Raw genomic sequence first — 24,553 nt, 5'->3', positions numbered from 1 at the left:
CATGTAAAGTTACGTTATAGTGGCAGCCATTATTAATAACAGATGGCACAACACTTATGGCAACAGGGCGCGGACAATTCTCCAGTAAAATCGGATTCTTACTCGCTGCTGCAGGCTCGGCCGTGGGTTTAGGCAATATTTGGGGGTTTCCGACCCAAGCGGCTAACAATGGCGGCGCTGCATTTTTATTGGTGTACCTTGTGCTAGCCTTTGTTCTAGCCTACCCCGCTCTGATGGCCGAGCTTACCATTGGCCGCTACGCCCGCGCTAACGTCATCACCGCCTTATCGCAACTGCACCCGTTGCCTTCGCTACAAAAAACCGGCTTTATTGTCGGCATTGCCGCACTCTCTGTGGCGGTTTTTATTTTAAGTTTTTACTCCATCGTCGCCGGCTGGATGCTGGCAGAAGCTTTAAGCCCAAGCGCCCAACTTTTACAGCTGCATAGCGTCGCAGGTTGGATTGACACTCAAAGCTTTAGCCGTAATGGGTTGATGTGCTTAGTAATGTCACTGCTTACAATTATGATCATCGCTCGTGGAGTCGAGAAAGGTATTGAGGCCTGGTCAACACGCCTTATGCCAGCGCTGTTTTTAATTTTATTGGGAATGATTGGCTACGTTCTTACTCAGACCGGCGCTACAGAAGGGCTGCGCGCCTACCTTGTGCCCGATCTCAGCCGTCTCAGCGACCCTACGCTTATTTTAAGTGCGATGGGGCAAGCATTTTTCTCGCTGTCGTTAGGGGTAGGCGCTATGTTGATCTACGGCTCGTACCTACGCGACACCGACAACCTGCCACGCATGGGCGCCGCCGTTACGTTACTCGACACAGGCTTTGCTTTTACGGCTGGGCTGCTTATTTTACCGGCTATTTATGTCGCACAAGCGCAAGGTATTACCGTATTTAACAACGAGGGAGCTTTAATCGCGGGGCCCGATTTAATCTTTCAAGTACTACCGGCATTATTCGACCGTATGGGTGTCGCTGGCAGTTGGTTGGCGTTAGCTTTTTTTGCCCTAATGAGCATCGCCGCACTGACCTCTGCAATATCACTACTCGAAGTGCCTGCATCAGTCGCCGTCGAGCGCTGGGGGATAAGCCGTCCAATCGCAGCCAGTTTGTCCGGTGGGGGCATTTTTGCCATTAGTCTTATTATTATCTGGCAGTTCGATAAATTGTTTAGCGGGGTTGTCACCCTTACCACCGTTTATGGTCAACCACTGCTCGGTGTTGCCTTATGCTTATTTGCCGGCTGGGTGTTACACCGTCATCTATTACTTAAAGAGCTTCGCAATGGTCATCCCGAAATTGAACAAAGCTTTTTCTGGAAGGTTTGGCCGTTTTACGTAAAATTTATTTGCCCGACGTTAATTCTTTTTACGTTTGTGCAAAGTTTACGTTAATAGCCATAAAGAATTAGCCGCGACTCAAGCGCGGCTAATAAATAACGTGGTAATTAACCGAGCTTAAAATGCGTAAGTAATATTCGCACTTATACTATCGTCTAATCCCAGTTGGTAACCGTTATAATCCTCTTGCACACGGGTTAGCCACTCTAAGCCAAACCGCAAGCCGGCAAAATTACCGCCGGTGACAACCGTATTGACGCCCAGCGCTGCATCGAGAAACTCGCCCCCGTAATTGGCCTGAATGTCGGCAGGACTGGAATGATTATGAGCCCCATTGTAGTGACCACTGATCGAGTCTTGATCACTCCAATTAACCCTTGCCGATAAGCTCATCCAGTCGACAACCCTTACCGCACCCCACGCCGTAGCGGCATATTTATCGCCCAGCGCGTACCCTGAATCGTTGGCATCCTCTAAACGGATCAGCGCCGACGCCTGAACACCCCAGCTCAATGCATCAGAGGCACCAGTATAAGTGATTGATGGGGTCGCATCCCAAGTGCCAGAGCCAAGCTGCATGCCATAGTGCACGAAACTGCCGTCGGCATTTTTCAGATCAGACTTACCGGTAGGAGCATTGACCCCTAAAGTACCAATAAGCGTGTGGTGCTCTTTGGCAACTAATTTATACAGTGCACTTAGATTGGTATCGCCGATACCATCTACCTCGTGCGACATATGCCCCGTATGTCCATGATCCATATGCATATCCATTGAGCTATGCATATCCATAGTGTCGTGTGTCATATCAGAAGCTGTCATGTCCATATCCATGCTCATGGTCATGTACATAGGCATCAGCATAAGGGTCAGACGATCTGTTGGAGCATACATGATATCCAGCATGGTCATTTCCATGCTCATGGCGGTAGCCATCATGCTGTAGCCAGCGGCGGCCAGTTCGTTGGCGCCAACCTCATTACTACCTTGGTAAACCCCATTAAAACTGGTATAGGTGTAACGGTATCCGGTCATTATCTCACCCTTAGCGTGAGTGTGATCAGCCATTACACCTGCTGGGGCGTGGGATTCGGGACTAAAAGTCTGCTCGTGAGCGCTCGCACCTGCAGCGAACAGCGCACTTGCTACTGTTACCAATGCCCATTCTTTCCCCTTCACTATCGCCATTACCTTGCTCCTAAGTTCAATCGGATCAACCCAATAAATAAGTCACTACATTTTTAAGGGACACATTGTACCGTGTACGGCTGAAATATCAGTGTGTCAAATTGTCGCGCCTTTAAGATTCTAAGGCGGTACTTTGGCGCCAAGTGGCAATTGCCATATCAAAAACTAGTAGTATTTCCGCACCATTTGGTCAAATAACATTCAAGCATAACTTTATGGATCATTTATCGATATACTGATGTCAGATACTGCACTTATGATGACGCACGGAGAGACTGCTTTATGATTTACGCACGCAAAACGATTGGCCGCTGGATAAAACCATTGGCAGCTTTAATTGTTGCCACTGTAGTTCTGGCAGGTTGCGCCACCCGTGGCCCAACTATCCAGAGCGATTACGATCGCGATGCTGACTTTAATGCGTACCAAACCTTTGCGTTTTTCGAGCCGCTAGGCACAGATAAATCTGGCTACTCCACGCTAATCACCAGCCACTTTAAATCCGCCGCACGAGATGCCATGGAGCAGCTGGGTTACACCTACTCGGAGCAATCTCCAGACTTGTTAGTTAACTTTTTCTCAAACACCGAAACCCGTAGTGATGTTCGCACCTCGCCTTCAATAACAGCGACCTACGGTTACCGTGGTGGTCTGTATTTGGGCCTACCATTGTACGGTTCTAACACCGACACTCGCCACTATAAAGTTGGCACGCTAAACATCGATGTCATCGATAGCGAAAAAAATCAACTAATTTGGGAAGGATCATCTGAGGGCAAGCTCAACAGCGAAGACATGAACAACCCCCGCGATACAATTCGCACCGCCGTAATGGAGATTTTTAAGACCTACCCTACCCATGTAACCGGTACTGCTCAGTAACCTTTATTCAGCGATAAGCTTTGCGGCAGCCGGTTAATTCGGCTGCCTACAATTCGCCTCATTTAGACTCAGCCCCCTCGCGTATCACTCTGTTCAGAGTCGTACCATCCACACTGTATGCATTCACATCAGCGAAGTCTACAATGACCTAACAACAGGGCCGATAGAGATATGCGTTCTCGATAATAATTATGACCGGCTTAAACTTTATGCATGTAAGAGCCAAGGAATAACAATGAATAAAAAAACCTTTTCACTATTAGCTGCGTTAATCGTCACGGTAATGTTGATTAACGGCTGCGGGGGCTCTTCGTCCAGTAATAATTCAACCGGCCGCAATAGTAGCAGTTCAAACAGTTCAAACAGTTCAAACAGTTCAAACAGCATAAATCAAAGCAGCAGCTCCAGCAGCCTTTATGCTCTGCCCGAGATCCCCGCCGATACCGTCACTCACACCATGCTTGCGCGCATCGACATAAGCACTTTGGGCAACACCATTGTTGACGAGCCCAAAGTCACAGGCATGATGCGGGCAACTACCTTTACCGTTGGTGCAACACCTCAAACCGGCTATGAAGGTCCTATCGGTATCGAATACCGCGGCTCTAGCTCACTATACTTTTATGACAAAAAAGGCTACGGCATTGAATTAAGAGATGCTGATGGCGAAGGTGTCGATGCCGAACTCTTGGGGCTACCCAGCGAAGAAGACTGGGTTTTACATGGCCCCTTTGGCGATAAAAGCCTGTTAAGAAACACTCTAATGTACGATATCGGGCAAGAATTTGGCCGCTACACATCGCGCTGGAAGTATTTAGAGCTTTATATCAATCACGACTTTTTAGGCACCTATGTATTGCTAGAAAAAGTTAAGCGGGACAAAAATCGCCTAGATATTAACAAACTAAAAGAGGATGAAAATGAGGGCGAAGACTTAACTGGCGGCTATATTCTAAAACTGGACAAAACCACCGGCGAGCACGAGGACGACCCTACGGCGTTCGATCGTTTTACCGACGCTATTAGTATTGCCTCGCAACACACGGACAACCCTCAGGGCGACACCCACCATTTTATTTACAACACGCCAAAGTCAGAAGACCTTACAGCACAACAAAAAACCTATATTAAAAACTATCTACACGACTTTGAAGACGCCCTAGCCGGGCCAAACTTTACAGACGAAAACACCGGTTACTCGCACTATATTGATGTTGACTCTTTTGTAGATTATTTTTTAGCCACCGAAATATCAGGCAATATCGACGGCTACCGTATCAGTACTTATATAGTTAAGGACAAAAATAAAAAACTCGCCATGGGGCCACTGTGGGATTACAACCTTGCCTTTGGCAACGCCAATTACTGCGAGGGATGGCGTTACGACATCTGGGTTTATCAAACTGAAGATCGCTGTGCCGGAGGTGCATTTCCGGTGCCGTTTTGGTGGACACGATTACTAGAAGATGACGCGTTTAAAACAAAAGTTAAACAGCGCTGGCAACAACTGCGCAGCGGCGCGCTCAGCAACGATATCATTTTGGCCAATATCAACCAAAAGATTGCTTACTTAGAATCGGCTAATGCGGTTAATAAAAACTTTGAGCGCTGGGATATTTTAGGGCAGTACGTCTGGCCAAACTATTACATTGGCGCAACCTACGATGACGAGACTAATCAACTTAAAAGCTGGGTGAACAATCGACTGACTTGGCTGGACACACAGATAGCCACGTTTTAATCATAAGCGGCGAAAGGTTTACTTGATAAGCGATAACAATCAGCTATGTTTTACAGGGCCTGCAGGCAGGCCCTAGCTGAGTACCATATTGTCGCGATGAATAATTTCTTCGTCACCCTGGTAACCCAATAAAGTCGCGATTTGACTACTCGGCTGACCGATAATTTTACGCGCATCATCAATCGAATAATTAACCAATCCGCGAGCGATTTCACGACCTGAGCTGTCACTGCAAACAACCATATCGCCACGGCGAAACGTACCTTGAACCATCTTAACGCCTACCGGCAATAAACTTTTGCCCTGACCAGACAACACGTTAACCGCGCCGTCATCGAGCACCAAAGTACCGCGAGTTTGCAGGTGCCCAGCCAGCCAACGTTTACGGGCCGCCTGTGGCTCTTGGTCGGCCCACAAATAGGTGCCTAAGTTCTCACCCGCTGCCAAGCGTGTGAGCGCATTATTTTGCCGGCCACCCACTATAATAGTGTCTGCGCCAGAGCGAGCTGCCACGCGGGCCGCTCGTACTTTGGTGATCATGCCGCCGCGCCCTAACGCCCCACCATCGCCCGCCATCGCATCCAGCGAGCGGTCAGCAGCAGCCACTTCAGAGATAAGTTTTGCATTGGGGTTAGTGCGCGGATCGGCGTCAAACATACCGTCTTGGTCGGTTAAAATCACCAGCAAGTCGGCATCAATTAAATTGGCGACCAAAGCGCCCAGTGTATCGTTATCGCCAAAGCGAATTTCATCGGTGACCACTGTATCGTTCTCATTGACGATAGAGAGTACGTTTAACTCCAGCAGTGTTATCAGCGTCGAGCGCGCATTAAGATAGCGCTCGCGTGACGATAGATCATCGTGATCGAGCAGCACCTGCGCGGTTTGCAAACCAAACCGAGCAAACTCTGTCTCGTAGTTTTGAATCAAACCCATTTGGCCTACCGCAGCCGCCGCTTGTAAGCGATGAACCTCGGTGGGGCGCTCACGCCAGCCCAACCGAGTCATGCCAGCGGCCACCGCGCCAGACGACACCAGCACCAATTCGATGCCCTGCTTGCTTAATGTCGCCATCTGCTCTGCCCAATGGGCAATCCCGGCGTGATTTAAACCTTTACCGTCGTTGGTCAGCAGTGCGCTACCAATTTTAATCACCCAGCGGCGGGCGGCTTTTATTTGATTACGTCGACTCATGAATCCTTACACTCAACTCTACGGCTTAATGTCGATTAAGGTACGTAAACCACCTCAACATCGTCATCATCATCTTCGTAAAAATCGTCATCGCTGTCGTCCTTAACCTCGCCAGCTTTGGCCGCCTTACGTGCCGCAAAATGCTCCTCGCGCAAAGTATCAATACGCTCCCGAACTTCGGCCTGCATTCTATCTTGGAAGTCGTACTCAGCCTGTTTAAGGTCTGGATCATCGCGCTCGGCTTGCCAAGTGGTTTCTAGGTGTTTCATCAGCGCCGAGGTTAATACCTCTGTGCCCTGTGAGCTGGCAGCGGCTATCTGATACACAGGCCCTTGCCAATCTAACGCCTCGATAATGTCTTGGCAGCGTTGTTCGCGCTCATCGTCTGGCAATAAATCGATTTTATTTAATACTAACCAACGCTCACGATGAGCCAGTGAAGGACTAAAGGTTTTAATCTCACGGGCAATCGTCTGCACATTAGTTACCGGGTCTGAGCCATCTGGCGGCAGTACATCCACCAAATGCAGCAACACCCGGCAGCGGGTTAAGTGCTTTAAAAAGCGAATCCCTAGACCGGCACCATCAGCGGCGCCCTCAATAACACCTGGGATATCGGCCACAACAAAACTGCGGTGCGCCTGCACTTTAACCACACCTAAATTAGGCACTAACGTGGTAAAGGGGTAATCGGCAACCTTAGGCTTAGCCGAGCTGACCGAGCGAATTAGAGTGCTTTTACCGGCGTTAGGTAAGCCCAGTAGGCCCACATCGGCAAGCACCTTCATTTCAAGCTTAAGCTCGCGCACTTCGCCTTCGCTGCCCGGTGATGTTTGACGCGGGGCGCGGTTGGTACTGGATTTAAAGCGTGCGTTACCTAAACCGTGAAAACCTCCCTGCGCGACTTTAAGCACCTGACCGATCTCGGTCAAATCGCCTAACGTCTCACCGGTATCGGTATCGATTACCGTGGTGCCTACCGGCACCGACAAAATCAAATCTTCACCGCCTCGGCCACGGCAATCTTTACCACTGCCCGATTCGCCGCTCTGAGCGCGAAAGCGACGGGTATACCGAAAATCAATTAGGGTATTTAGGTTTTCGTCAGCTTTCAAAAATATGCTGCCACCATCACCGCCGTCACCGCCGTCGGGGCCGCCTTTTGCAATAAATTTTTCACGGCGAAAGCTTAAACAGCCACTTCCGCCCCGGCCCGCCTCGACAACAATGGGTGCCTCATCGACAAATTTCACAGCAACTCCCGCGCTTTTAGCCTGTACGCCTTGTGGCGTAAAGCCTTACTTTAACAAATAAAAAGGTCTAGCAACTTAAAAGATCTAACAAAGAAAGAGATCCAACAAACAAAAAGAGCCCCATCGCGTACGACAGGGCTCTTTTTAGCTCAACCTCAGGGCAAAACCCATCAGTCGAGCAACAGGTGCAGACGTTTTAAGCGCTTAAAACGCTAACAAAACGACGGTTTTTATCACCTTTAACGTCAAATTTAATTTGACCGTCTGCCTTAGCAAACAAAGTGTGATCCTTACCAATACCTACGTTAGCGCCAGCATGAAACTTAGTGCCGCGCTGACGAACGATGATGCTACCTGCAGAAACTGTTTGGCCGCCGAAACATTTAACGCCAAGGCGTTTGCTTTCCGAATCGCGACCGTTACGAGTACTACCGCCTGCTTTTTTATGAGCCATGAGTTAACTCCTAAATTAACCTGTGATACCGGTGATTTTTACTTCAGTAAACCACTGACGGTGGCCCTGACGCTTCATAGAGTGCTTACGACGACGGAATTTGATAATTTTAACCTTATCCGCACGACCGTGGCTGACCACCTCGGCAGTCACTGTGGCACCAGCGACAATTGGCGCGCCAATTTTGACGTCGTCACCGTTGGCAACCAGATAAACTTTATCGAATTCGATCTTCTCGCCAGTGGCGACTTCGATTTTTTCGAGTTTCAGGGTTTCACCTTCCACTACACGATGCTGTTTGCCACCGCTTTCAAAAATTGCGTACATAAATGCTCCAATCGTCTTGGACGGCACGAAGTTACGCAGCTTTGCCGCGTATTTAAATGACTTGCGCCGTATCATCAGCTTTAGGGGCCGCGATTTTAGGCGAAAGCGTGAACCATAGCAAGACCTTGGCGTAATTATTTAAGATAGGCGCGCTAGCAGCCGGCTTAGCGCCGCGCCCCTTGGTGTTATGTCTTGCTAAGCCCTATAATGCCCTCTCTTTATAGACACCAATAAAACACTTAACCCTCAACTGTAGGAATTTTTGGCCCTAATGCAAGAGCAATATCACCCCTCCGAGGTAGAATCGAGCGCCCAGCAACACTGGGATGAACATCAAAGCTTTGCGGTACGTGAAGACACCAGCCGCGAGAAGTTTTACTGCCTAGCGATGTTCCCCTATCCCAGCGGCAGACTGCACATGGGGCACGTACGCAACTACACCATCTCGGACGTGATCGCCCGTTTCCAACGCATGCAAGGCAAAAATGTACTGCACCCGATGGGCTGGGACGCCTTTGGCCTGCCGGCCGAAAACGCCGCCATTAAAAACAACACAGCACCGGCCAAGTGGACCTACTCTAACGTCGACTACATGAAAACCCAGCTAAAACAACTGGGGTTTGGCTTTGATTGGTCTCGCGAACTGGCCACTTGCCAAAGCGACTACTACCGCTGGGAGCAATGGTTTTTTACCCGCCTGTACGAAAAAGGCTTGGTATACAAAAAAATGGCCACTGTTAACTGGGATCCAGTAGATCAGACCGTACTGGCCAACGAGCAGGTTATCGACGGACGCGGCTGGCGCTCTGATGCTATAGTCGAGCGCAAAGAGATCCCTCAGTGGTTTATACGTATCACCGCTTACGCCGACGAGCTGCTTAAAGACCTCGACAAGCTGCCTCACTGGCCCGAGCAAGTTAAAACCATGCAGCGCAACTGGATTGGTAAAAGCCACGGTATCGATATGCGCTTTGACCTGGCCCAGCCGGTTGCCGACCACACCAGCTTTGACGTTTACACCACACGCCCCGACACCATCATGGGCGTCACCTATGTAAGCTTAGCCGCCGAGCACCCTATTGCCGCCGCCCTTGCTGCCAACAACCCAGATCTTGCAGCCTTTATAGCCGACTGCAAAGAGCAGTCAGTTGCCGAAGCCGACATGGCGGCAATGGAGAAAAAAGGCATGGACACCGGCCTTAAGGCCCTGCACCCAATCACCGGCGAAGAAGTCTCCGTCTGGGTCGCCAATTACGTTTTAATGGATTATGGCTCCGGCGCAGTTATGGCGGTACCGGCCCACGATCAGCGTGACTTTGAGTTTGCGCAAAAATACGGCCTAACTATCCAACAAGTAATCGCCCCCAAAGACGGCTCCGAGATCGACCTAAGCCAAACAGCCTTTACCGAAAAAGGCGTATTGGTGAACTCCGGCGAATACGACGGACTCGACTTTAAAGCCGCCTTTGATGCCATTGCGCAAACCTTAAAAGCCGCGCAAAAAGGCCAAGTCCAAACCAATTATCGCCTGCGTGACTGGGGGGTATCCCGTCAGCGCTACTGGGGTACACCCATCCCAATGCTCAACCTGCCAAATGGCGGCGAGATCCCAGTACCGGCCAGCAAACTGCCCGTACTGCTGCCCGAAGACGTAGTAATGGACGGTGTGCAATCGCCCATTAAAGCCGACCCAGAATGGCGTAAAACCGAGATCGACGGCCAAGCTGTTGAGCGCGAAACCGATACCTTTGACACTTTTATGGAGTCATCTTGGTACTACGCGCGTTACACCTGTCCTAACTACTCCGAGGGCATGCTCGACTCGGACGCCGCCAATTACTGGCTACCCGTGGATCAGTACATCGGTGGTATCGAGCACGCCATCTTGCACCTTTTATACGCACGCTTTTTTCACAAACTAATGCGCGACGAAGGCTTGGTTGAATGTGACGAGCCCTTTGACCGCTTACTGTGTCAGGGCATGGTGCTTAAAGACGGCACCAAAATGAGTAAGTCTAAAGGCAATACCGTCGACCCTGCCGAGCTGATCGAGCAGTACGGCGCCGACACCGTACGCTTGTTCTCAATGTTTGCCGCACCACCCGAGCAAAGCATGGAGTGGAGCGATTCGGGCGTTGAGGGCGCGCATCGCTTTTTGCGCCGCCTGTGGAAAAACGTCCACGCGCACTTAGCCGCCGGCACACCCGACACGCTTAACGCCGATAGCCTGAACGATGCCCAGCGCGATTTGCGCCGCAAAACTCACGAAACCATCAGCAAAGTTAGTGACGACTACGGCCGTCGCCAAACCTTTAACACCGCCATCGCCGCCGTCATGGAGCTGATGAACGAAGTCGGCAAGCTGGCCGATCGCGCCAACGGCCAAGGCCTTGCGGTCGAGCGTGAAGCACTAAGCGCAGCCATTTTGCTACTCGCCCCCATTGTGCCGCACATTAGTCAATCGCTTTGGCAGGCATTAGGGCATAGCGATATCCCTCTGGATGCCCCTTGGCCCAGTATTGATGAGGCCGCCCTAAAACGCAGCAGCATTGAAATTGTGGTTCAGGTTAACGGCAAAGTGCGCGATAAAATACAAACCCCAGTGGACGCCGAACGCGCCGATGTTGAAGCCCTAGCGTTAGCACAACCCAATGTGCAACGTTTTATCGATGGCGCAACCGTACGCAAAGTCATTGTCGTGCCCAACAAGCTGGTCAACATCGTTGCCAATTAAGTGGCCAACTAAAGGGGGATACATGAAAACGCTAATTATTAGCCTGTCACTGGTTCTGCTCACCAGCGCCTGTGGCTGGCATCTGCGCGGCAGCCTCAACCCGCCGCTAGAGATTGAGCGGATTCATGTCGTCAGCACCGAAGAGCATACCGACCTCCTGCGCGAGCTGGCCCGCACCTTGGCCAGCCAAGGCATTCAGGTTGTTGGCGCCGACGAAAACCCCGAATATATTTTAGCACTGGGGGATGAAACCACTCGCCAGCGCACAGTAGGCATCGGGGCCGACACATTAGCAAGCGCTTACTCTATGACGCTAATGGCAGATTACCAAATCCTCACCGCCAACAACGTCCCACTGGGCAAGCAAGAGCAAGCCAGGGTCACCCGCACCTACGATGCCTCCAATACCACCGGGCTTGAGCGCGAAGAGCAAACCTTAATAGACGAAATGCGGATCGAACTGGTGCAACAGATTATGCGTCGCGCCTATATTTTACTTCAAGACAACCCCAGCACTGATGGCCAAGCTACGCACTGATCAGCTCGGCCGCGCGCTAAGCGGTACGCTCGCCCCGATCTACCTTGTCAGTGGTGAAGAGCCACTGCTGGTACAAGAGGCGAGCGACGCTATTCGCAACGCCGCCCGCGCACAGGGCTTTAGCGAGCGCGAACTGCATCATATCGACCCCAGCTTTGACTGGAGCCTGTTGCACTCTAGCGCCAGCAGCTTATCGCTGTTTGCCAGTAAAAAAATCATCGAACTGCGCATTGCCAACAGCAAGCCCGGCGACAAAGGTTCGCGCGCGCTCACCGAGTACGCCGGCGCCCCAGCAGATGACACAATTTTGCTGATCGTGACAGGCAAGCTCGATAACACCGCGCAGCGCAGCAAATGGTACAAAGCGCTTGAAGGCGCCGGCGTGCACCTAGCCACTTGGCCGATTGATGCCGCGCAACTGCCACGCTGGATCGGCGCACGGATGCAAAGCGCTGGACTAACGGCCGACCACGGCACTATCGAACTCTTAGCCTCTCGGGTCGAAGGCAACTTGCTGGCCGCCGCGCAAGAGATCGAAAAATTAAAACTGCTCACCGACGACGGCGTTATCACCAGCCAACTAATGGCATCGGTAGTGGCCGACAGCGCACGCTACGATATTTTTACCTTGGTGGATAAAGCACTTGCCGGCGACGCTCGCGGCGCGGTTAAAAGCCTGCATGGGCTGCGCTCTGAAGGCACCGATGCGATCGCCGTACTGTGGGCGCTAACCCGCGACATTCGCCAGTTACTGCAGTGCGCCCAACTTATACAGCAGGGCCGCCACAAAGACTGGGCGATGAAACAAGCCGGCGTCTGGGCCAAGCGGCAAGGCCTTATCGGCGGTGCGCTTAACCGTCTAGGCAGCTCACAATTACAACTGCTATTGCGCCAAGCCAACGGGGTAGATCGCGCCTGTAAAGGCATGCGCAACGCCAACCCGTGGGATGACCTACTCGACTTAGTGCTCAGCTTTTCAGGTGTGGTAAGCTTAAAACCCGCCAATGTACGGCTTGGCTTAAAACTCTAACATTAAAAAAAAACCAAAACAGACCTACTACCATGAAAACACCTTTAAACACCCTGCTTGCCAGTTTGCTGCTTATAGCTGTAACCGGTTACTCATCATTTGCCAGCACACTGCCCGCCACCGATCCGGTGCCTAGAACCCAACAATTCTCGTGGATGAGCCTTTCCACCTGGTACCAAAAACATGCCGATGACGTCAAAGTCGCCGAGGCGGGCCAAGCCCGAGTGGTATTTTTGGGCGACTCCATTACCGACGGCTGGAACAAAGCCCAATCGACCTGGGACGCCAGCTTTGGCCCCTATCAGGCGGCCAACTTTGGCATTGGCGGAGACTTAACCCAAAACCTGTTGTGGCGTTTAGATCACGGCGCCATCGAAGCGCTCGACCCCGAAGTGGTGGTGATTTTAATCGGCGTTAATAACTTTTTGCACAGCGACAGCAGCGCCCAAGACACCTTTATGGGCGTCAGCGAAGTCGTTAACCGCGCCTTAGCAGGCTACCCCAATGCCCACATCGTATTGCAGGGTATTTTTCCCTACGGCAAACTGCCTAACACGCCCGAGCGCCAGCGCGTGGCGGCCACCAACAAACTCATCAAACGCCTAGCCAATAACGACCGCATCGACTATTACGATTTTGGCCCACTCTTTTTAGAAAACGATGGACGTATTAGCACCGAGATTATGCCAGACCACCTGCATCCATCGGTACGTGGCTATCAAATCTGGGCCGAGGCGCTGCAGCCAATTTTGACCGAGCTGCTAAACGACGCGGAGCAGTAAATATGCGAATCGCTTTGCTCATAAGCATTGGGCTTATCGCCCTTGGGGGTTGTTCTGGCCATCAAACAGCCAGCCCAAACCACACCATAGCAGCACAAGACAGTCAGATCCGCTGGAGCGGCCGCACCCAAACGCTAACAGATGGCGCGGTGCGCTTTGGCTACCCAAGTGTCAGTGCCAACCTCAACATCAGCGGTGGCGCGCTTGCCGTGCGCGCCTACAGCACTAAAGCGCAAAGCTATTTAGCCGTCAGTGTCGACCATCAGCCGCCTCGCCGGTTTGAGCTAACAACCCAGCCGCAACTGTACCCGCTAGTAGCCGACGATGGTCAACCCCATACCGTCCGCTTAAGCCATATGTCCGAGACTTGGCGCGGCGTGATCACCTTGCAAAACTTTGAGCTTAGCAATGGCACGCTGCTCGCGCCGCCACCGGCACCGGCGCGAAAACTACTGGTTATTGGCGATTCGGTAACCTGTGGTGAAGGGGTTCACCGCCCCGCCGATCACAGCTGTGCCAAAGAGGCTCGCTGGACCGACCCAGACAACTCTTACGGCATGTTACTGGGGCAACAACTCAACGCCGAAACCCAACTGGTATGCTACGGCGGCCGAGGCTTAACCCGCAGCTGGGACGGCAACACCCGTGACGCCCAAGCGCCGCAATTTTTTAATCAAGCGGTCGCCAACAGCGAGGCGCCAGCTGCCGACCTAGAAGCCTTTGTACCCGATGTGATTTTGATCTCGCTCGGCACCAACGACTTTAGTTTAGGCATAGGCCCGCTGCCGCCGCGCGAGCACTTTGTCGCAACCTATGTGAAGTTTGTCCAACGCCTGCTTGCGCTCTACCCCAACGCCGAAATTGCCTTAACAGAGGGGGCTATCGTCAACGATGCTGCCGACCCCAAGCGCCCGCAAAAAACCGTTCTGCGTGAGTACATAGCTGCCACCGTTAAGCGCGTTGGCAGCCCACGTTTGCGTCAGATTTTGTCTGAACATCACCCCGGCGACCAGTGCGACGCCCACCCCACCGGGCCGCAACACCGCGCCATGGCCCGCGAGCTTTTGCCGCAAATACAACCTTTATTTTAAAATTGACAGGCACAATATTTTTAGGCCGGCAACGGCCTAAAAACAAAATCCGCCAAAAAGTCGAACCATCACATTAATTCACCTTCTAATGCTTGTAATAGTCGCTCGCGTAACGCAAAGTTAACTAAGCCTCTGGATTTTTGTCACAGCTGTGCTCAATGACAGCTGCAGGCGTTAACAACAAAGCCTTTAGATTATGGTGCAAAATTAGGTGAGAAACATGAGTAAAGACAAGGCGTCCAACAATACCGCCATGGCAGTGATTGCGGTTATCGTCATCGTCCTTCTAGGCGGATTTATATACTGGTATAAAACATCCGCCCCCGAGCCAGCCCCCGTGCCAACACCACCGGTAGCCGTGCCAACAGCGGTAATACCCAAGCCGGCACCTGCGCCCGAGCCAGCCCCCGCGCCAGTAATAGAGCCTGCGGTAGAGCCGCCGGCCCCAGTGGTCAGCGATATAGAGCCACCCGCGCCCAAAGTAGAGCTACCGCCGCTAGACAGCAGCGATGAATTTGTTGCCGAGCAACTAAAACCCAAAGTTGACGCAACATTGCTAGGCCTGATTGTTCCCGACGAAGTGGTGCGCAAAACCGCCCGCGCCATTATTGGCATCTCCGACAATCGTCTGGTTAACCAGTACCGCCCCGTGCTATCGCCATTACCGACCATGAAGGTAGAAGAAACCAGCAGCGGCCCAGACGCCGAGTACCGTTTAACCGACGATAACTTTAAACGCTACCAACGCCACCTAACGCTAATGGAATCTATCGAGCCGGCAACACTCGCCGACATGTACCAAGAATTGGCCCCCATCTTTAACGAAGCTTACGCCGAGCAAGGCCTAGACGGAGACTTTAAAGAGGTTCTGCTAAACGCCATCAATAACATGTTGGCCACCCCAGAGGTAAACAAACCCATCACCCTAAAACGCCCGGCGGTGATGTACACCTTTGCCGACCCAAAACTCGAAGCATTACCCGACCCACAAAAACTCATGTTGCGTATGGGGCCCGAGAACCAAAAGCGGGTTAAAGCGTATTTAGAAGCGTTTAAAGCGGAGCTGGCGCAGCAGCCATAACAACAAGCGCTCAAGGGATAACAAAAAAGGCCAGATCAATATTTTGATCTGGCCTTTTTTGGTAAGAGCTACCGACGCCTGTACATAGCATCCGCAATTGTCAGCTTATATGATTTATAATCACGCAACTGAAATGTTTATAATGAATCAACAGAAATCGTTATTTTTTAATATCAACAACCCCAGCCCCATTGATCCCGCGACACTTCTTGTATTTATTCAAATGTTTTGCGAGTCTAATCAATAAAAGCATGATTTTCATAGTAGTCATTAATGGTTTTTATAACATCCGAAAGACCTTCAGTCTCACAGCTTTCAACCACATCTATTAACTGACTAATAGACATAAGCAACTTAAATCCGATTTTTTTTGGAAAGACAGGTTCATCGTACTCATCCCTTTCCTCTTCATCATCGTCATCAACAATTAATATTTTAGTATCCGCAGAAAGTTCGGCACTTTCAGGCACATACACATCGAAGAACCATTCGTATTCCTCTATATCAGCGATCAATTTTTTTAGGGTCGTTCTAAATCTCATAAGATCAGCTCTCTAGAACGCCCGCTTCAGCTGCGCCAAAGCCGGAGTGTTTTTGTGTTAATGTTTGAGCGCAGCGAGTGACACAAAAATGCGGAGATTTTGGCGTCATGCTGGAAGCGTTTGTTATGTGTTTTTTCGCCACACGTTCGCTGTCTTTGCATCAAACAAGTTTACCTTGCATTTAAATTTATGTCGTATTTTTTCGATGTGTTTTCTGTCATCCTCAGAATACACGCCGATATAGATGCTAAATAATTTATTTCCAACTCTCTTCCCCTGTTTTGCCGCGATATTTATAGCTTCGATAATATGGTGGTCATACTCACCAAAGTTGAAGCCAAATGTCACTAGAGAACCTTCAATATTACATAGAGCCTCATAGCAATAGGTAAGATAACGGTTATGAAGTATATGATTTAGCTTTTCCTCACCATTGCCCGCTGCAACAAATATCGGATATTCGGCTCGCTCCACTCTCCGCTCAATATTTTCTAGTAAATATCCAGTGGTATCATATTCCTCTTTGACGATATGAATGCCTGTATCAAATATCGGTAGCGCACCGTGAAGATAATAGGTATTTTGACGGCTTTTGTTTGGCCCCCATCTTAATTCGGAGTATTCAGGATCTGTAGAAAAGTCATCCTCATCGTCCTCTCTGTCTCTACCAAAACCGTCCACATGGCCATTTAGGTTATTTCGCATTAACACCCAGTAAAGGAGCAAATCATAGTTCGTGCTGAATATACTGCCACTACGGTCTAGAAAGTCAGATACAAATTTTGCACAGATTCCGCTCTCTTCATCAGGTATCTTAAACACATGATCAGGGTGTAATGACTCAACAGCATCAATTAGACAGCTCTTTAACTTTTCACTGGCTTCCTGAACTTTTTCCAAAAGATCATCATCAGATCCAAAAACATCAATAAGCTCGCAAAAATTATCGAGCTGCTGCATTACCAGCTCGAAATTTTTCGTTTTTACTATATCAAATAACTTAGATAGAAATTCATCTTCCATATCGTCGATGAAATTAAAAAGAGCATTGTATGAGAATATTTTATGGTCATAAGCCATACTAAACCCATTACCTATCAGCAAGTGTGGCGTACGACCTTTTTTGGTTAGGTAAGGCAGGATTGTATTATAATCTTTCAGTTCTTCAGTCAAAATCTGAATCCTTATCAGTATTTCTAAAACCCATTAATCATATGACTTTTTAACATTCTCATTTATATATTCATTGAGACCATCTCCCGCGAGAGCAAGTTGCTTCATTCGCTCAACGTGTTGAATTCCGGCTCGACGGTAACTATAAATATAGGGTCGAGATGTGCCCTTAAAGTAGATCTTTATCGATGTGTCCAATATTTCAAACCCTAGAACACCTGAGTCCCTATCTATATCGGCATATCTTTGCATTCTAAGCTCCTACTCGTACATCTATGAAAACACATAACGCCCCTGTGCAGCGGCAAGCTTAGCGAGTCCGGCGCCGACAAGCGAAAACTGTCACGGCTTGTTATGTATTTGCTCACTCATCATAGAGCGAACCTCCGTAATATTGAAAAGCTAACAAGCATCCAGATGATAAATACAGCTAGCAGCAACAGCCTTAAAAGTGAAGGCTTCCCGGCATCTGCACATACAGCGCAACCGACGTCTCGTTTTATCGGCGTGCCACAAGTAGCGCACAATCCCGAGTTAACGCGATAGTTGTGCCGGAGGATTAAAAACAGTCCGGTCGGCAACACTAGAATCCAAGGCAGAATAACTATGTATTGCCAGCTCATATTCATCACCTAGAAAACATAACGCCCAAATATGCGACGCCCGAGGCAGGAGGGCGTCCAGCGCGTGAAACGCGCGTACATGATTTGCTTGCTAAGTGGGATTGCAGGACGGCAACTCTTCTGGAATTGGACTTATGCGCTTAGTAACACCGCTTTCGCTACAAATAAGAAAGAAGTTCCCATTAAGAGAAACGTTGGTACTTTGATCCGTAACCAGCTTGATTTCACCAGATGGACTTTTTAACACCGTAGATACCCCAGAAAAGGAACCAACTACTTCCAAGGTGTACCCACCATCGAGCGCCACCGTCTCCTTGAACTCTGAAGTGACTTCTACATTGTACATTTGCGTGGACGCAAATCCTTCACTTTCATATGCGACCAAATAAGTGAAATTTTTATTGGCTGAGTAAGCAGAAAAACCAGCCAGCAATACCAATACTGTCATGAGATATTTATACATAAAAACTCCTTTTAAAAATTGACATTATCCTGCTAAAAAATGAACTGACGCTTAATGCTCCTATAACAAGCGCCACTTTTTGGCGTTTTTGTTTATAGGTTTGTTATACAGTTTTTATTCGGAATCACTATCTATGAATGCTTCAGGAAATACTTTCTTTACATTATTCGGTACTTTACTTAACCACTCTGCAACGATCTCATCTTCTCGGTCAACATTTACATCGCCTTCGTAGTCTATCGACTCTAAATATGAAACGCCCTCATCATTGAACGCATAAAACTCAGTCACCCCATGCTCATGTGAAATTCTTCCGTAGATGTCGATATTCTTTCCCTTTTTTATTAACGCCTGGGCAATATACATCCATTCATCACCGAAAATTACAACCTCCAGAAGCCCTGCACGCAGCTCAATTCCTTCATGGGAAAAATCTTCACCTTCGTAGGCATACTCAAGCATATCATGGCTGTTTTTAATAGAATCAATTCCAGAAAACTTAAAAAGCTCTGTCATTGCATCCCAGCCTACACCATCATCACTCTTAGAAAGACCTTGTAAGATCCTTTCAGGTGCTTTGATTACAAGTGTTCCAAATGCTTCAGGCATATTTATATTCCTTTATGACTTTAGTTTTTGTTGTATAACGCCCGCATATGGGGCGGCTATAACGTAGCGAGGAACGAACGAAGTGTAAGCCGTTCCAGCCACGAAGTGGCGACATGATACGATTGTTATGTTTGAAGTTGTTTGGCATGTGAAGCCTTTCCTATGCCGCCTTTTTTATAACCTAGGGCTAAATAGAATGCACTTGATTTCGGGTCACTTGTATAAAGCTGAAGGCTGTCGAAAGTGCCTTGAGCGTGGACTTCGACTTCCGAGACTAACTTTCTCCCAACTCCTTTCAGACGATGCGTTTCAGCTACATATAAGTGACGCAACCTTCCTACTTCAGCGGATTCTTGGTATGGATCAATATTTAGACCACAGATGCCAACAAGTTTACTGCCTAGTCTAACCACGAATAGCCCTTCTCCTGGCCGTGAAAAGGTATTCGTACCGTCAATATACGAATTTTGAAGCCTTTCAATCGCTCCAAATTTTGCCATCAAGCTCTCTTCTAGTAGGAGATGAAAGTCCTCAGGTAATTTTCGTACACGGTCTATGATCATAGAAAAACATAACGCCCGCAACAGCGGGAAATTGGGAGCGCAGCGAGTAATTTTTCCGCCTGTTTACGCTTGTTATGTGTGACGCTGCTACGTTGCATTTAAGAATACCCCACCAATTGACCCCGCAACAATAAAACACACGAAAAAGACCAATATGCTTATAGCCGAACCCAGTGACTTGAGCCATTGCTTTTTGAAAAGCCATACTATTGCCATAACGAACAGCGCCAAGCTGCTTACAAGGCCGAACATTACAACTGGTAGCTCACGACCAAGCATACTGCCGACTTCAATAGAACCAGAATGAAACTGACTCAGATTGACGAAAACCAGTGGAACCAAGGCCACCCCAGATAGAGCTGGTGCTAAGATTGCAATATGAACTCTATTCATGTGCCGACACATAACGCCAGGGGCCGGAGCGTAGCGCAGGTCCCGCCGCGACAGCGGCATGCTGAACGCGTTTGTTATGTTTTATGCCCATAAAGCATTCGCTATAATGAGTACAACAAAATTCGTGACCACAAATAGAATAAGTGACTTGAATATACAATACGAAATGTGTACGAATCTTCCTTCTATTAGTTGAATTTTACAATCGTATAAAAGGCATCCGATAAAAATAGCTAGGTTTCCGCTAAGGTATAAATAAAAACAAGCAGACTCTTGGCCAGCATGAAGAGAATGAAATTGCGAGTAGGTAGATGCCCAACATAACAGCAATACCCCTGCTGAGTAGGAAACATAGCTAATACTAGTTGATCCGATTTTCTTCATATCAAAGAACATAACGCCCGCAACACGGACTGACAATTGATTGTGGCTTTTGGCGTAAAATGGCGAAGCCATGCCAAAAGGCGCAAGCAGTTGGCAGTCCTGCTGTGCTTGCGCTTGTCATGCTTACTCACTTTGACACCACCAATAGTTGATATTACTTGTTTTTGATACCGCTAAAAAAGCAACCTTATTTGTACCGCAACTACCTTTGTAAACATTGGCATATAAAACTGTGTCATTAGACGGTTGCTGGTCTATGATGCCGTCGAACCACCATGATGCCATGAATGGCTGTCTTATTTTTAAATTTATTATTTCATCAGAGGCTAATTTTACAAAGTTTTTAGTGCTGACTTTTAACGTATTAGTTTCGAAACGTAGCCATACTTCATTTGTATCAATATTGTGTGTTTCGTGGATTGACGATATGTCGTTAGGGAAGATATTTGGTATCCAGTTACCGTTATGTATTTGAGGGCTGTAACTCTCAAAATAACGTGAAGGATTTTCTAAAATCTGACATGTAAGGGGAGTCATCAATACTAGAAAAATAATAATGGATATTGCTATCTTCATTTACTTCCTTGCGTATAACGCCGCGGTTTGGGGCTGACATGGAGCGCCAGCGGAATGGCAGTCCCAGCCGAAGGCGACAAAACCGCCTTGTTAAGCATTTGGCTTGGCCACCGCAATATGACGTTTAGGAACGCCGTGTTTTTGAATAAACTCAACTATGTCTCTTGTAACCTCACTATCAGCACCCAAACTGGACTGGATTACAAAGCTAAATGATTCGTTGCCAGATATTAGCTTTGAAAGATAACGATCAAATTCAGCCATGGACATCGGATTCTCTACCCCCTGAACAAAGATTTCATTTTCAGATGTAAGAGCAACCACTTTGGTAGTAGTTGATTCGCCTGAGCGATGCACTATTGCATCATCTCCACAGGAGACCAATAAAACTGTCAGAATTATTGCTAGAGTCCGTTTCATATTTTGTATGCTTAACGCCCAGCTCACCGCGCGGAGCAAATTGGCGGGCTTTTTGGTACAAAAAGCGTGACAGTTTGCGGAGTCCGGTGGAGCTGTTTGTTATGCATTTTTTGCAATAAACTCATCGAATGCCCCATATTTTATTACCACCCCAGAGTTGCTACACGTAAAATACAAACCGGGATTACTAACTAATTTATTAATAAGCATATCGCTGTACTGAGATGGTAGCGCAACCTTTAATGCAGAAATACAACTATGCTTAGATTTCATAATAAAGTGACACTCGCCATCATCATGCGAACTGAAGGAACCTATTTCAGGAAGCTCTGCCTCGAACTCAACAAGACCAACATCACCTTCTGATTCGAGGAAGTTCAATACTGCTTCGACACTTTTTAATGAAGGTATTTCACTCTCTGTAGCCCACCCGTATTTTTTATAAGACGTTGCCCCAAAACTAACAATCGATAGTTCAGTTTTTTGATCAAATAAGGATAAACCTTCTTGGGTTGAACATTCACCGAGGTATAGTTCAAATCCCTTATCAGTTTCGTTGTATAGATAGATGTCAGGTTTCATTTTTTATGCATAACGCCAAGCCAACCTGTTGCCGGAAGTGGCGATTCTTTTGCGTTTTCTGCAAAAGAAGTGACGCTTTTGGTAATCAGGTTTAGCGCCTTGTTAAGTGCTATTAGCACAATTATAAATTTAAGATAAAACTACTTGCTATGAATTCTATCATCAGATTAACACAAATGAGTTATTAAGTTTAACGTCCACTGTTCTCTATTTTCTTCAGGCACTGGAATATCGAATACTCTTGGAGTTCTAGTTGTACCTACTTCAATCCAGGAACTCGTATCGTAAGTTAAATTCCAATCGCTCTTAGAGTACTTCACATTCGGAACATTTTCATTCCATCCATTCTCTTTCAATAAATCTGAAAATGACATTCTACGATTCCCTCATTGCCACTTAACGCCTCAAACACCGGCATGGTGAAGTTGGCGGATTTTTTGGAACAAAAAAGGTGACAGCTTTACCATGTCCGAGTGCTTTGACTTGTTAGGTGATTACTAATTTGCATATTTGGCTTCCCATTCTTTGAAGTTTGGAAATGCTTTATTTGCAGAATTAATAATGGCATCTCCGGTATCTGGCAATGTAAAACTATAAATATTCATAATGTAACTTCTAAAAGGTTCAGTTTTTTCAAAATCATCCCCAGGTTTAGAGTGGTCCTCTAAACCTACTTCTGAGTAGCCGAGACAAAGTAATTTACAAAAATCTTCAGATGTTTTAGCTAAAACAGAAAGTTCACCCTCTGAGCCAAACATGACGATAGGAGCTGATTCTGCAGGTAAATTATCTGTGAGCCAAACGCAATAAACATCGCCGCAAGCACCGCGCCCAAAAGGAATTAGAGAATCCACTGCTTGAGGATTATTTCTGAACCAATAATCCATGCTATCCATGCCAATAGCCGATAGTTCAAAACAGCCACTGATTGGGTAGTCATGCTTATCTAGAAAATCGCAGATATGAGCTATGGCTTTTGGGAGCCTTTTTCCATCTCTGAATGTGCCTTCAATTCTATCTTGGATCATGATGTTCCTTCACCTAACGCCGCTGTATGGGGCATTTTTTATGTAGTGTAGTTTTGGGGTAAAGTGGCGAAGCCACCCCAAAACGGAGCGAAGTAAAAAATGTCCCTATGACAGCTTTGTTAGGTGACATTGCTCAACTCTATTAATTTACTCAAGCGCTTCTCTCTTAACAGCTTATAAGAAGCAACAAGATTATCTTTTTGTTTCCACTCCCGAAGCTGACCTTGCAAAGATTCGGTTGAATTTTTGGCTAAATATTCTTGTAGTGCCATGTATGGCAACTCAATTGCTTCGCTTGCACATTCGGGACAACACCAATAAGAATCAGGTACATTTTTTCTGCGGTTTTCAATAACGTCTAGACAAATTTGGCATATTGACCAATCAACAATTTCTGACCGCTTAGAAACTAGTAACTCATACCCTTTACCCACCGCGTACCCATTTAGTGGATCTGCTGGTCCATCAGATTTTTTAAATTTTCGAAATAGCCTATTTAGCATAATCTCTGAGAGCACCTAACGCCTGTATCACACGCAAAAACTGTAGCGTGGAGTTTGTGTAAAATGGGCGAAGCCCATACACAAACGGAGCGACGCAGTTTTTGTCGTGTGCATACACTTGTTAGGAGCTACTCTACGGCCGTATATATTTTTGCTGTTGATAAACACTCCAAAATTTCTTCGCAGTCTTCGTGATTTTTTGCTGCTTGCTCGATTGCTGCAAACACCTCTAGTTCAAACTGCGAACCCTTTTTTATGAAGGCTGCGTCATTTCCCTTTTCATAACTAGCGCCCCAACATAAACGACCCAAATTATTTTCAAAGAAAAACGTATATCTATATTTTGTTTTGTCTTTTAAGTCTAGAGCGCAAGTCCCGCCTTGCACCCCACCGTCACGATATCGGCCAAAATAGTCAACTTTAAACGGTAGCTCCGGCTTTCGTGGCCATTGCTCCCGTACAGCATAACCGGGAATACTACGATCTACATTCATGCTGCCTCCTAACGAGACTGTAGAAAAACGTTTTTTCGAAAACGCATATCTCAGCCTGCCCTTTAGTTTTATATTGATCACCATTCAACCACATTCGCTTAACATAATCACTTATTCTGCGCGGTAACGCAGAGGTAATTGTGGATAAGACTGTGGTTAAGCAATCGCTCCATAATTCATTAGCTTTTCAATGTTATGCACCAAGCAAAACAAACGCCACTGACCCTGTACTTTCGTTTTTCCACGTAGAGAGAAACGGTTCAACCGTTTATTAGTGCCTATATTGCCGAACACAGGCTCAACAGTGGACATGCGGTGACCGTAAATCGCCTTTCCGTACTGGCTATCAACACGACGTTTCATCCAGTCGGTCGCCGTACGGCCATTGGTGTAGGTTATGGAGACTTGTCGACCATGGCCTTCACGCGTATCGGCTGAACTCGGGTTGCGCATGCACTGATGCTTAAGGTCGCACTGTCGGCAGTCTGTCAACTTACCTTCAAAGAAGAGTTTCCGCTTGCCATCGTTGGCGATGATGTCGTTTTTTAGCCAC

At 47.9% G+C, this 24,553-nt stretch carries 28 protein-coding genes; 9 read left to right on the top strand and 19 right to left on the bottom strand.

The window, feature by feature from the left end:
* The first annotated feature begins 56 nt into the window (after window positions 1-56).
* Window positions 57-1,406 carry a sodium-dependent transporter gene (locus GILYN3_RS15680; RefSeq protein ID WP_049723870.1) on the top strand — a complete coding sequence of 450 codons (1,350 nt, stop codon included), beginning with the start codon at window positions 57-59 and terminating at the stop codon, window positions 1,404-1,406.
* A gap of 63 nt (window positions 1,407-1,469) precedes the next feature.
* On the opposite strand, the gene GILYN3_RS15675 is transcribed toward GILYN3_RS15680, so the two are convergent.
* The gene (locus GILYN3_RS15675) at window positions 1,470-2,540 is read right to left on the bottom strand and encodes a hypothetical protein (RefSeq protein ID WP_049723869.1); all 1,071 of its coding nucleotides are present in this window, start codon (window positions 2,538-2,540) and stop codon (window positions 1,470-1,472) included.
* 282 nt (window positions 2,541-2,822) lie between these two features.
* Between GILYN3_RS15675 and GILYN3_RS15670 the strand changes: the two genes are divergently transcribed.
* Together GILYN3_RS15670 and GILYN3_RS15660 are read left to right on the top strand one after the other, a co-directional pair.
* Window positions 2,823-3,422, top strand: a complete 600-nt coding sequence (locus tag GILYN3_RS15670; RefSeq protein WP_049723868.1) for a DUF4136 domain-containing protein — start codon at window positions 2,823-2,825, stop codon at window positions 3,420-3,422.
* A gap of 235 nt (window positions 3,423-3,657) precedes the next feature.
* Entirely contained in the window at window positions 3,658-5,163 is a 1,506-nt protein-coding gene (locus GILYN3_RS15660; RefSeq protein WP_084005503.1) for a CotH kinase family protein, read from the top strand.
* A gap of 72 nt (window positions 5,164-5,235) precedes the next feature.
* On the opposite strand, the gene proB is transcribed toward GILYN3_RS15660, so the two are convergent.
* From proB to rplU, 4 genes are all read right to left on the bottom strand, one after another.
* Window positions 5,236-6,357: a glutamate 5-kinase gene (gene proB, locus GILYN3_RS15655; RefSeq protein ID WP_049723865.1), complete on the bottom strand. Its 1,122-nt coding sequence runs from the start codon at window positions 6,355-6,357 to the stop codon at window positions 5,236-5,238.
* Between the two features lie 35 nt (window positions 6,358-6,392).
* Window positions 6,393-7,610 carry an Obg family GTPase CgtA gene (gene cgtA / locus GILYN3_RS15650; protein ID WP_049723864.1) on the bottom strand — a complete coding sequence of 406 codons (1,218 nt, stop codon included), beginning with the start codon at window positions 7,608-7,610 and terminating at the stop codon, window positions 6,393-6,395.
* Window positions 7,611-7,806: 196 nt separating this feature from the next.
* Window positions 7,807-8,064 carry a 50S ribosomal protein L27 gene (rpmA, locus tag GILYN3_RS15645; protein ID WP_049723863.1) on the bottom strand — a complete coding sequence of 86 codons (258 nt, stop codon included), beginning with the start codon at window positions 8,062-8,064 and terminating at the stop codon, window positions 7,807-7,809.
* A gap of 15 nt (window positions 8,065-8,079) precedes the next feature.
* A complete protein-coding gene (rplU, locus tag GILYN3_RS15640; protein ID WP_049723862.1) occupies window positions 8,080-8,391 on the bottom strand; it encodes a 50S ribosomal protein L21 in 312 nt (103 codons plus the stop codon).
* Window positions 8,392-8,662: 271 nt separating this feature from the next.
* On the opposite strand from rplU, the gene leuS reads away from it, so the two are divergent.
* From leuS to GILYN3_RS15610, 6 genes are all read left to right on the top strand, one after another.
* Entirely contained in the window at window positions 8,663-11,125 is a 2,463-nt protein-coding gene (leuS, locus tag GILYN3_RS15635; RefSeq protein WP_049723861.1) for a leucine--tRNA ligase, read from the top strand.
* A gap of 22 nt (window positions 11,126-11,147) precedes the next feature.
* Window positions 11,148-11,663 carry an LPS-assembly lipoprotein LptE gene (locus GILYN3_RS15630; RefSeq protein ID WP_049723860.1) on the top strand — a complete coding sequence of 172 codons (516 nt, stop codon included), beginning with the start codon at window positions 11,148-11,150 and terminating at the stop codon, window positions 11,661-11,663.
* The gene (gene holA / locus GILYN3_RS15625; RefSeq protein ID WP_049723859.1) at window positions 11,644-12,693 is read left to right on the top strand and encodes a DNA polymerase III subunit delta; all 1,050 of its coding nucleotides are present in this window, start codon (window positions 11,644-11,646) and stop codon (window positions 12,691-12,693) included. Before GILYN3_RS15630 ends, holA begins: the two co-directional genes overlap by 20 nt.
* A gap of 32 nt (window positions 12,694-12,725) precedes the next feature.
* Window positions 12,726-13,475, top strand: a complete 750-nt coding sequence (locus tag GILYN3_RS15620) for a GDSL-type esterase/lipase family protein (protein WP_049723858.1) — start codon at window positions 12,726-12,728, stop codon at window positions 13,473-13,475.
* A gap of 2 nt (window positions 13,476-13,477) precedes the next feature.
* Window positions 13,478-14,566 carry an SGNH/GDSL hydrolase family protein gene (locus GILYN3_RS15615; protein WP_049723857.1) on the top strand — a complete coding sequence of 363 codons (1,089 nt, stop codon included), beginning with the start codon at window positions 13,478-13,480 and terminating at the stop codon, window positions 14,564-14,566.
* A 220-nt stretch (window positions 14,567-14,786) separates the two neighbouring features.
* Complete coding sequence (locus GILYN3_RS15610) at window positions 14,787-15,647, top strand: DUF3014 domain-containing protein (RefSeq protein ID WP_049723856.1); 861 nt, start codon at window positions 14,787-14,789, stop codon at window positions 15,645-15,647.
* 236 nt (window positions 15,648-15,883) lie between these two features.
* Here the strand turns inward: GILYN3_RS15610 and GILYN3_RS15605 are convergent, their stop codons facing one another.
* From GILYN3_RS15605 to GILYN3_RS15540, 14 genes are all read right to left on the bottom strand, one after another.
* The gene (locus GILYN3_RS15605; RefSeq protein WP_049723855.1) at window positions 15,884-16,189 is read right to left on the bottom strand and encodes a DUF7716 domain-containing protein; all 306 of its coding nucleotides are present in this window, start codon (window positions 16,187-16,189) and stop codon (window positions 15,884-15,886) included.
* A gap of 123 nt (window positions 16,190-16,312) precedes the next feature.
* Window positions 16,313-17,362, bottom strand: coding sequence for a DUF4917 family protein (locus GILYN3_RS15600; RefSeq protein WP_049723854.1), 1,050 nt, complete (start codon window positions 17,360-17,362; stop codon window positions 16,313-16,315).
* Between the two features lie 714 nt (window positions 17,363-18,076).
* The gene (locus GILYN3_RS15590; RefSeq protein WP_049723852.1) at window positions 18,077-18,448 is read right to left on the bottom strand and encodes a hypothetical protein; all 372 of its coding nucleotides are present in this window, start codon (window positions 18,446-18,448) and stop codon (window positions 18,077-18,079) included.
* A 114-nt stretch (window positions 18,449-18,562) separates the two neighbouring features.
* Window positions 18,563-19,057 (bottom strand): hypothetical protein, encoded by a 495-nt coding sequence (locus tag GILYN3_RS15585; protein WP_049723851.1) that lies wholly within the window; start codon window positions 19,055-19,057, stop codon window positions 18,563-18,565.
* A gap of 125 nt (window positions 19,058-19,182) precedes the next feature.
* Entirely contained in the window at window positions 19,183-19,557 is a 375-nt protein-coding gene (locus tag GILYN3_RS15580; RefSeq protein WP_049723850.1) for a GNAT family N-acetyltransferase, read from the bottom strand.
* Window positions 19,558-19,707: 150 nt separating this feature from the next.
* Entirely contained in the window at window positions 19,708-20,013 is a 306-nt protein-coding gene (locus GILYN3_RS15575) for a hypothetical protein (protein WP_049723849.1), read from the bottom strand.
* A gap of 507 nt (window positions 20,014-20,520) precedes the next feature.
* Window positions 20,521-20,973 (bottom strand): hypothetical protein, encoded by a 453-nt coding sequence (locus GILYN3_RS15570; RefSeq protein ID WP_049723848.1) that lies wholly within the window; start codon window positions 20,971-20,973, stop codon window positions 20,521-20,523.
* Window positions 20,974-21,063: 90 nt separating this feature from the next.
* The gene (locus GILYN3_RS15565; RefSeq protein ID WP_049723847.1) at window positions 21,064-21,393 is read right to left on the bottom strand and encodes a hypothetical protein; all 330 of its coding nucleotides are present in this window, start codon (window positions 21,391-21,393) and stop codon (window positions 21,064-21,066) included.
* A 99-nt stretch (window positions 21,394-21,492) separates the two neighbouring features.
* A complete protein-coding gene (locus GILYN3_RS15560) occupies window positions 21,493-21,975 on the bottom strand; it encodes a hypothetical protein (protein WP_049723846.1) in 483 nt (160 codons plus the stop codon).
* Between the two features lie 167 nt (window positions 21,976-22,142).
* Window positions 22,143-22,349: a hypothetical protein gene (locus GILYN3_RS16760; protein WP_198147376.1), complete on the bottom strand. Its 207-nt coding sequence runs from the start codon at window positions 22,347-22,349 to the stop codon at window positions 22,143-22,145.
* Window positions 22,350-22,472: 123 nt separating this feature from the next.
* Window positions 22,473-23,003 (bottom strand): hypothetical protein, encoded by a 531-nt coding sequence (locus GILYN3_RS15555; protein WP_049723845.1) that lies wholly within the window; start codon window positions 23,001-23,003, stop codon window positions 22,473-22,475.
* Window positions 23,004-23,122: 119 nt separating this feature from the next.
* A complete protein-coding gene (locus GILYN3_RS15550; protein ID WP_049723844.1) occupies window positions 23,123-23,521 on the bottom strand; it encodes a hypothetical protein in 399 nt (132 codons plus the stop codon).
* Between the two features lie 113 nt (window positions 23,522-23,634).
* Complete coding sequence (locus GILYN3_RS15545) at window positions 23,635-24,000, bottom strand: hypothetical protein (RefSeq protein ID WP_049723843.1); 366 nt, start codon at window positions 23,998-24,000, stop codon at window positions 23,635-23,637.
* A 156-nt stretch (window positions 24,001-24,156) separates the two neighbouring features.
* Window positions 24,157-24,553, bottom strand: a 397-nt coding sequence (locus GILYN3_RS15540) for a transposase (protein ID WP_198147375.1), incomplete at its 5' end; no start/stop codon positions are given.

This window comes from Gilvimarinus polysaccharolyticus, assembly GCF_001187555.1.
GTDB classification, from domain to species: Bacteria; Pseudomonadota; Gammaproteobacteria; order Pseudomonadales; family Cellvibrionaceae; genus Gilvimarinus; species Gilvimarinus polysaccharolyticus.
The sequence above is the reverse complement of the archived record's forward strand: the minus strand, read 5'-3'. Positions and strand labels throughout refer to the sequence as shown.

Coding starts and splice junctions, on each gene's coding strand:
- GILYN3_RS15675 (WP_049723869.1), bottom strand. CDS start 2,540: ATGGCGATAGTGAAGGGGAAAGAATGGGCATTGGTAACAGTAGCAAGT.
- GILYN3_RS15590 (WP_049723852.1), bottom strand. CDS start 18,448: ATGTATAAATATCTCATGACAGTATTGGTATTGCTGGCTGGTTTTTCT.
- proB (WP_049723865.1), bottom strand. CDS start 6,357: ATGAGTCGACGTAATCAAATAAAAGCCGCCCGCCGCTGGGTGATTAAA.
- GILYN3_RS15570 (WP_049723848.1), bottom strand. CDS start 20,973: ATGAAGATAGCAATATCCATTATTATTTTTCTAGTATTGATGACTCCC.
- GILYN3_RS15560 (WP_049723846.1), bottom strand. CDS start 21,975: ATGAAACCTGACATCTATCTATACAACGAAACTGATAAGGGATTTGAA.
- GILYN3_RS15630 (WP_049723860.1), top strand. CDS start 11,148: ATGAAAACGCTAATTATTAGCCTGTCACTGGTTCTGCTCACCAGCGCC.
- GILYN3_RS15670 (WP_049723868.1), top strand. CDS start 2,823: ATGATTTACGCACGCAAAACGATTGGCCGCTGGATAAAACCATTGGCA.
- holA (WP_049723859.1), top strand. CDS start 11,644: ATGGCCAAGCTACGCACTGATCAGCTCGGCCGCGCGCTAAGCGGTACG.
- GILYN3_RS15610 (WP_049723856.1), top strand. CDS start 14,787: ATGAGTAAAGACAAGGCGTCCAACAATACCGCCATGGCAGTGATTGCG.
- GILYN3_RS15680 (WP_049723870.1), top strand. CDS start 57: ATGGCAACAGGGCGCGGACAATTCTCCAGTAAAATCGGATTCTTACTC.
- rplU (WP_049723862.1), bottom strand. CDS start 8,391: ATGTACGCAATTTTTGAAAGCGGTGGCAAACAGCATCGTGTAGTGGAA.
- GILYN3_RS15585 (WP_049723851.1), bottom strand. CDS start 19,057: ATGCCTGAAGCATTTGGAACACTTGTAATCAAAGCACCTGAAAGGATC.
- GILYN3_RS15620 (WP_049723858.1), top strand. CDS start 12,726: ATGAAAACACCTTTAAACACCCTGCTTGCCAGTTTGCTGCTTATAGCT.
- GILYN3_RS16760 (WP_198147376.1), bottom strand. CDS start 22,349: ATGTCATTTTCAGATTTATTGAAAGAGAATGGATGGAATGAAAATGTT.
- GILYN3_RS15605 (WP_049723855.1), bottom strand. CDS start 16,189: ATGAGATTTAGAACGACCCTAAAAAAATTGATCGCTGATATAGAGGAA.
- GILYN3_RS15565 (WP_049723847.1), bottom strand. CDS start 21,393: ATGAAACGGACTCTAGCAATAATTCTGACAGTTTTATTGGTCTCCTGT.
- GILYN3_RS15545 (WP_049723843.1), bottom strand. CDS start 24,000: ATGAATGTAGATCGTAGTATTCCCGGTTATGCTGTACGGGAGCAATGG.
- rpmA (WP_049723863.1), bottom strand. CDS start 8,064: ATGGCTCATAAAAAAGCAGGCGGTAGTACTCGTAACGGTCGCGATTCG.
- GILYN3_RS15660 (WP_084005503.1), top strand. CDS start 3,658: ATGAATAAAAAAACCTTTTCACTATTAGCTGCGTTAATCGTCACGGTA.
- GILYN3_RS15555 (WP_049723845.1), bottom strand. CDS start 23,003: ATGATCCAAGATAGAATTGAAGGCACATTCAGAGATGGAAAAAGGCTC.
- GILYN3_RS15580 (WP_049723850.1), bottom strand. CDS start 19,557: ATGGCAAAATTTGGAGCGATTGAAAGGCTTCAAAATTCGTATATTGAC.
- GILYN3_RS15615 (WP_049723857.1), top strand. CDS start 13,478: ATGCGAATCGCTTTGCTCATAAGCATTGGGCTTATCGCCCTTGGGGGT.
- leuS (WP_049723861.1), top strand. CDS start 8,663: ATGCAAGAGCAATATCACCCCTCCGAGGTAGAATCGAGCGCCCAGCAA.
- GILYN3_RS15575 (WP_049723849.1), bottom strand. CDS start 20,013: ATGAATAGAGTTCATATTGCAATCTTAGCACCAGCTCTATCTGGGGTG.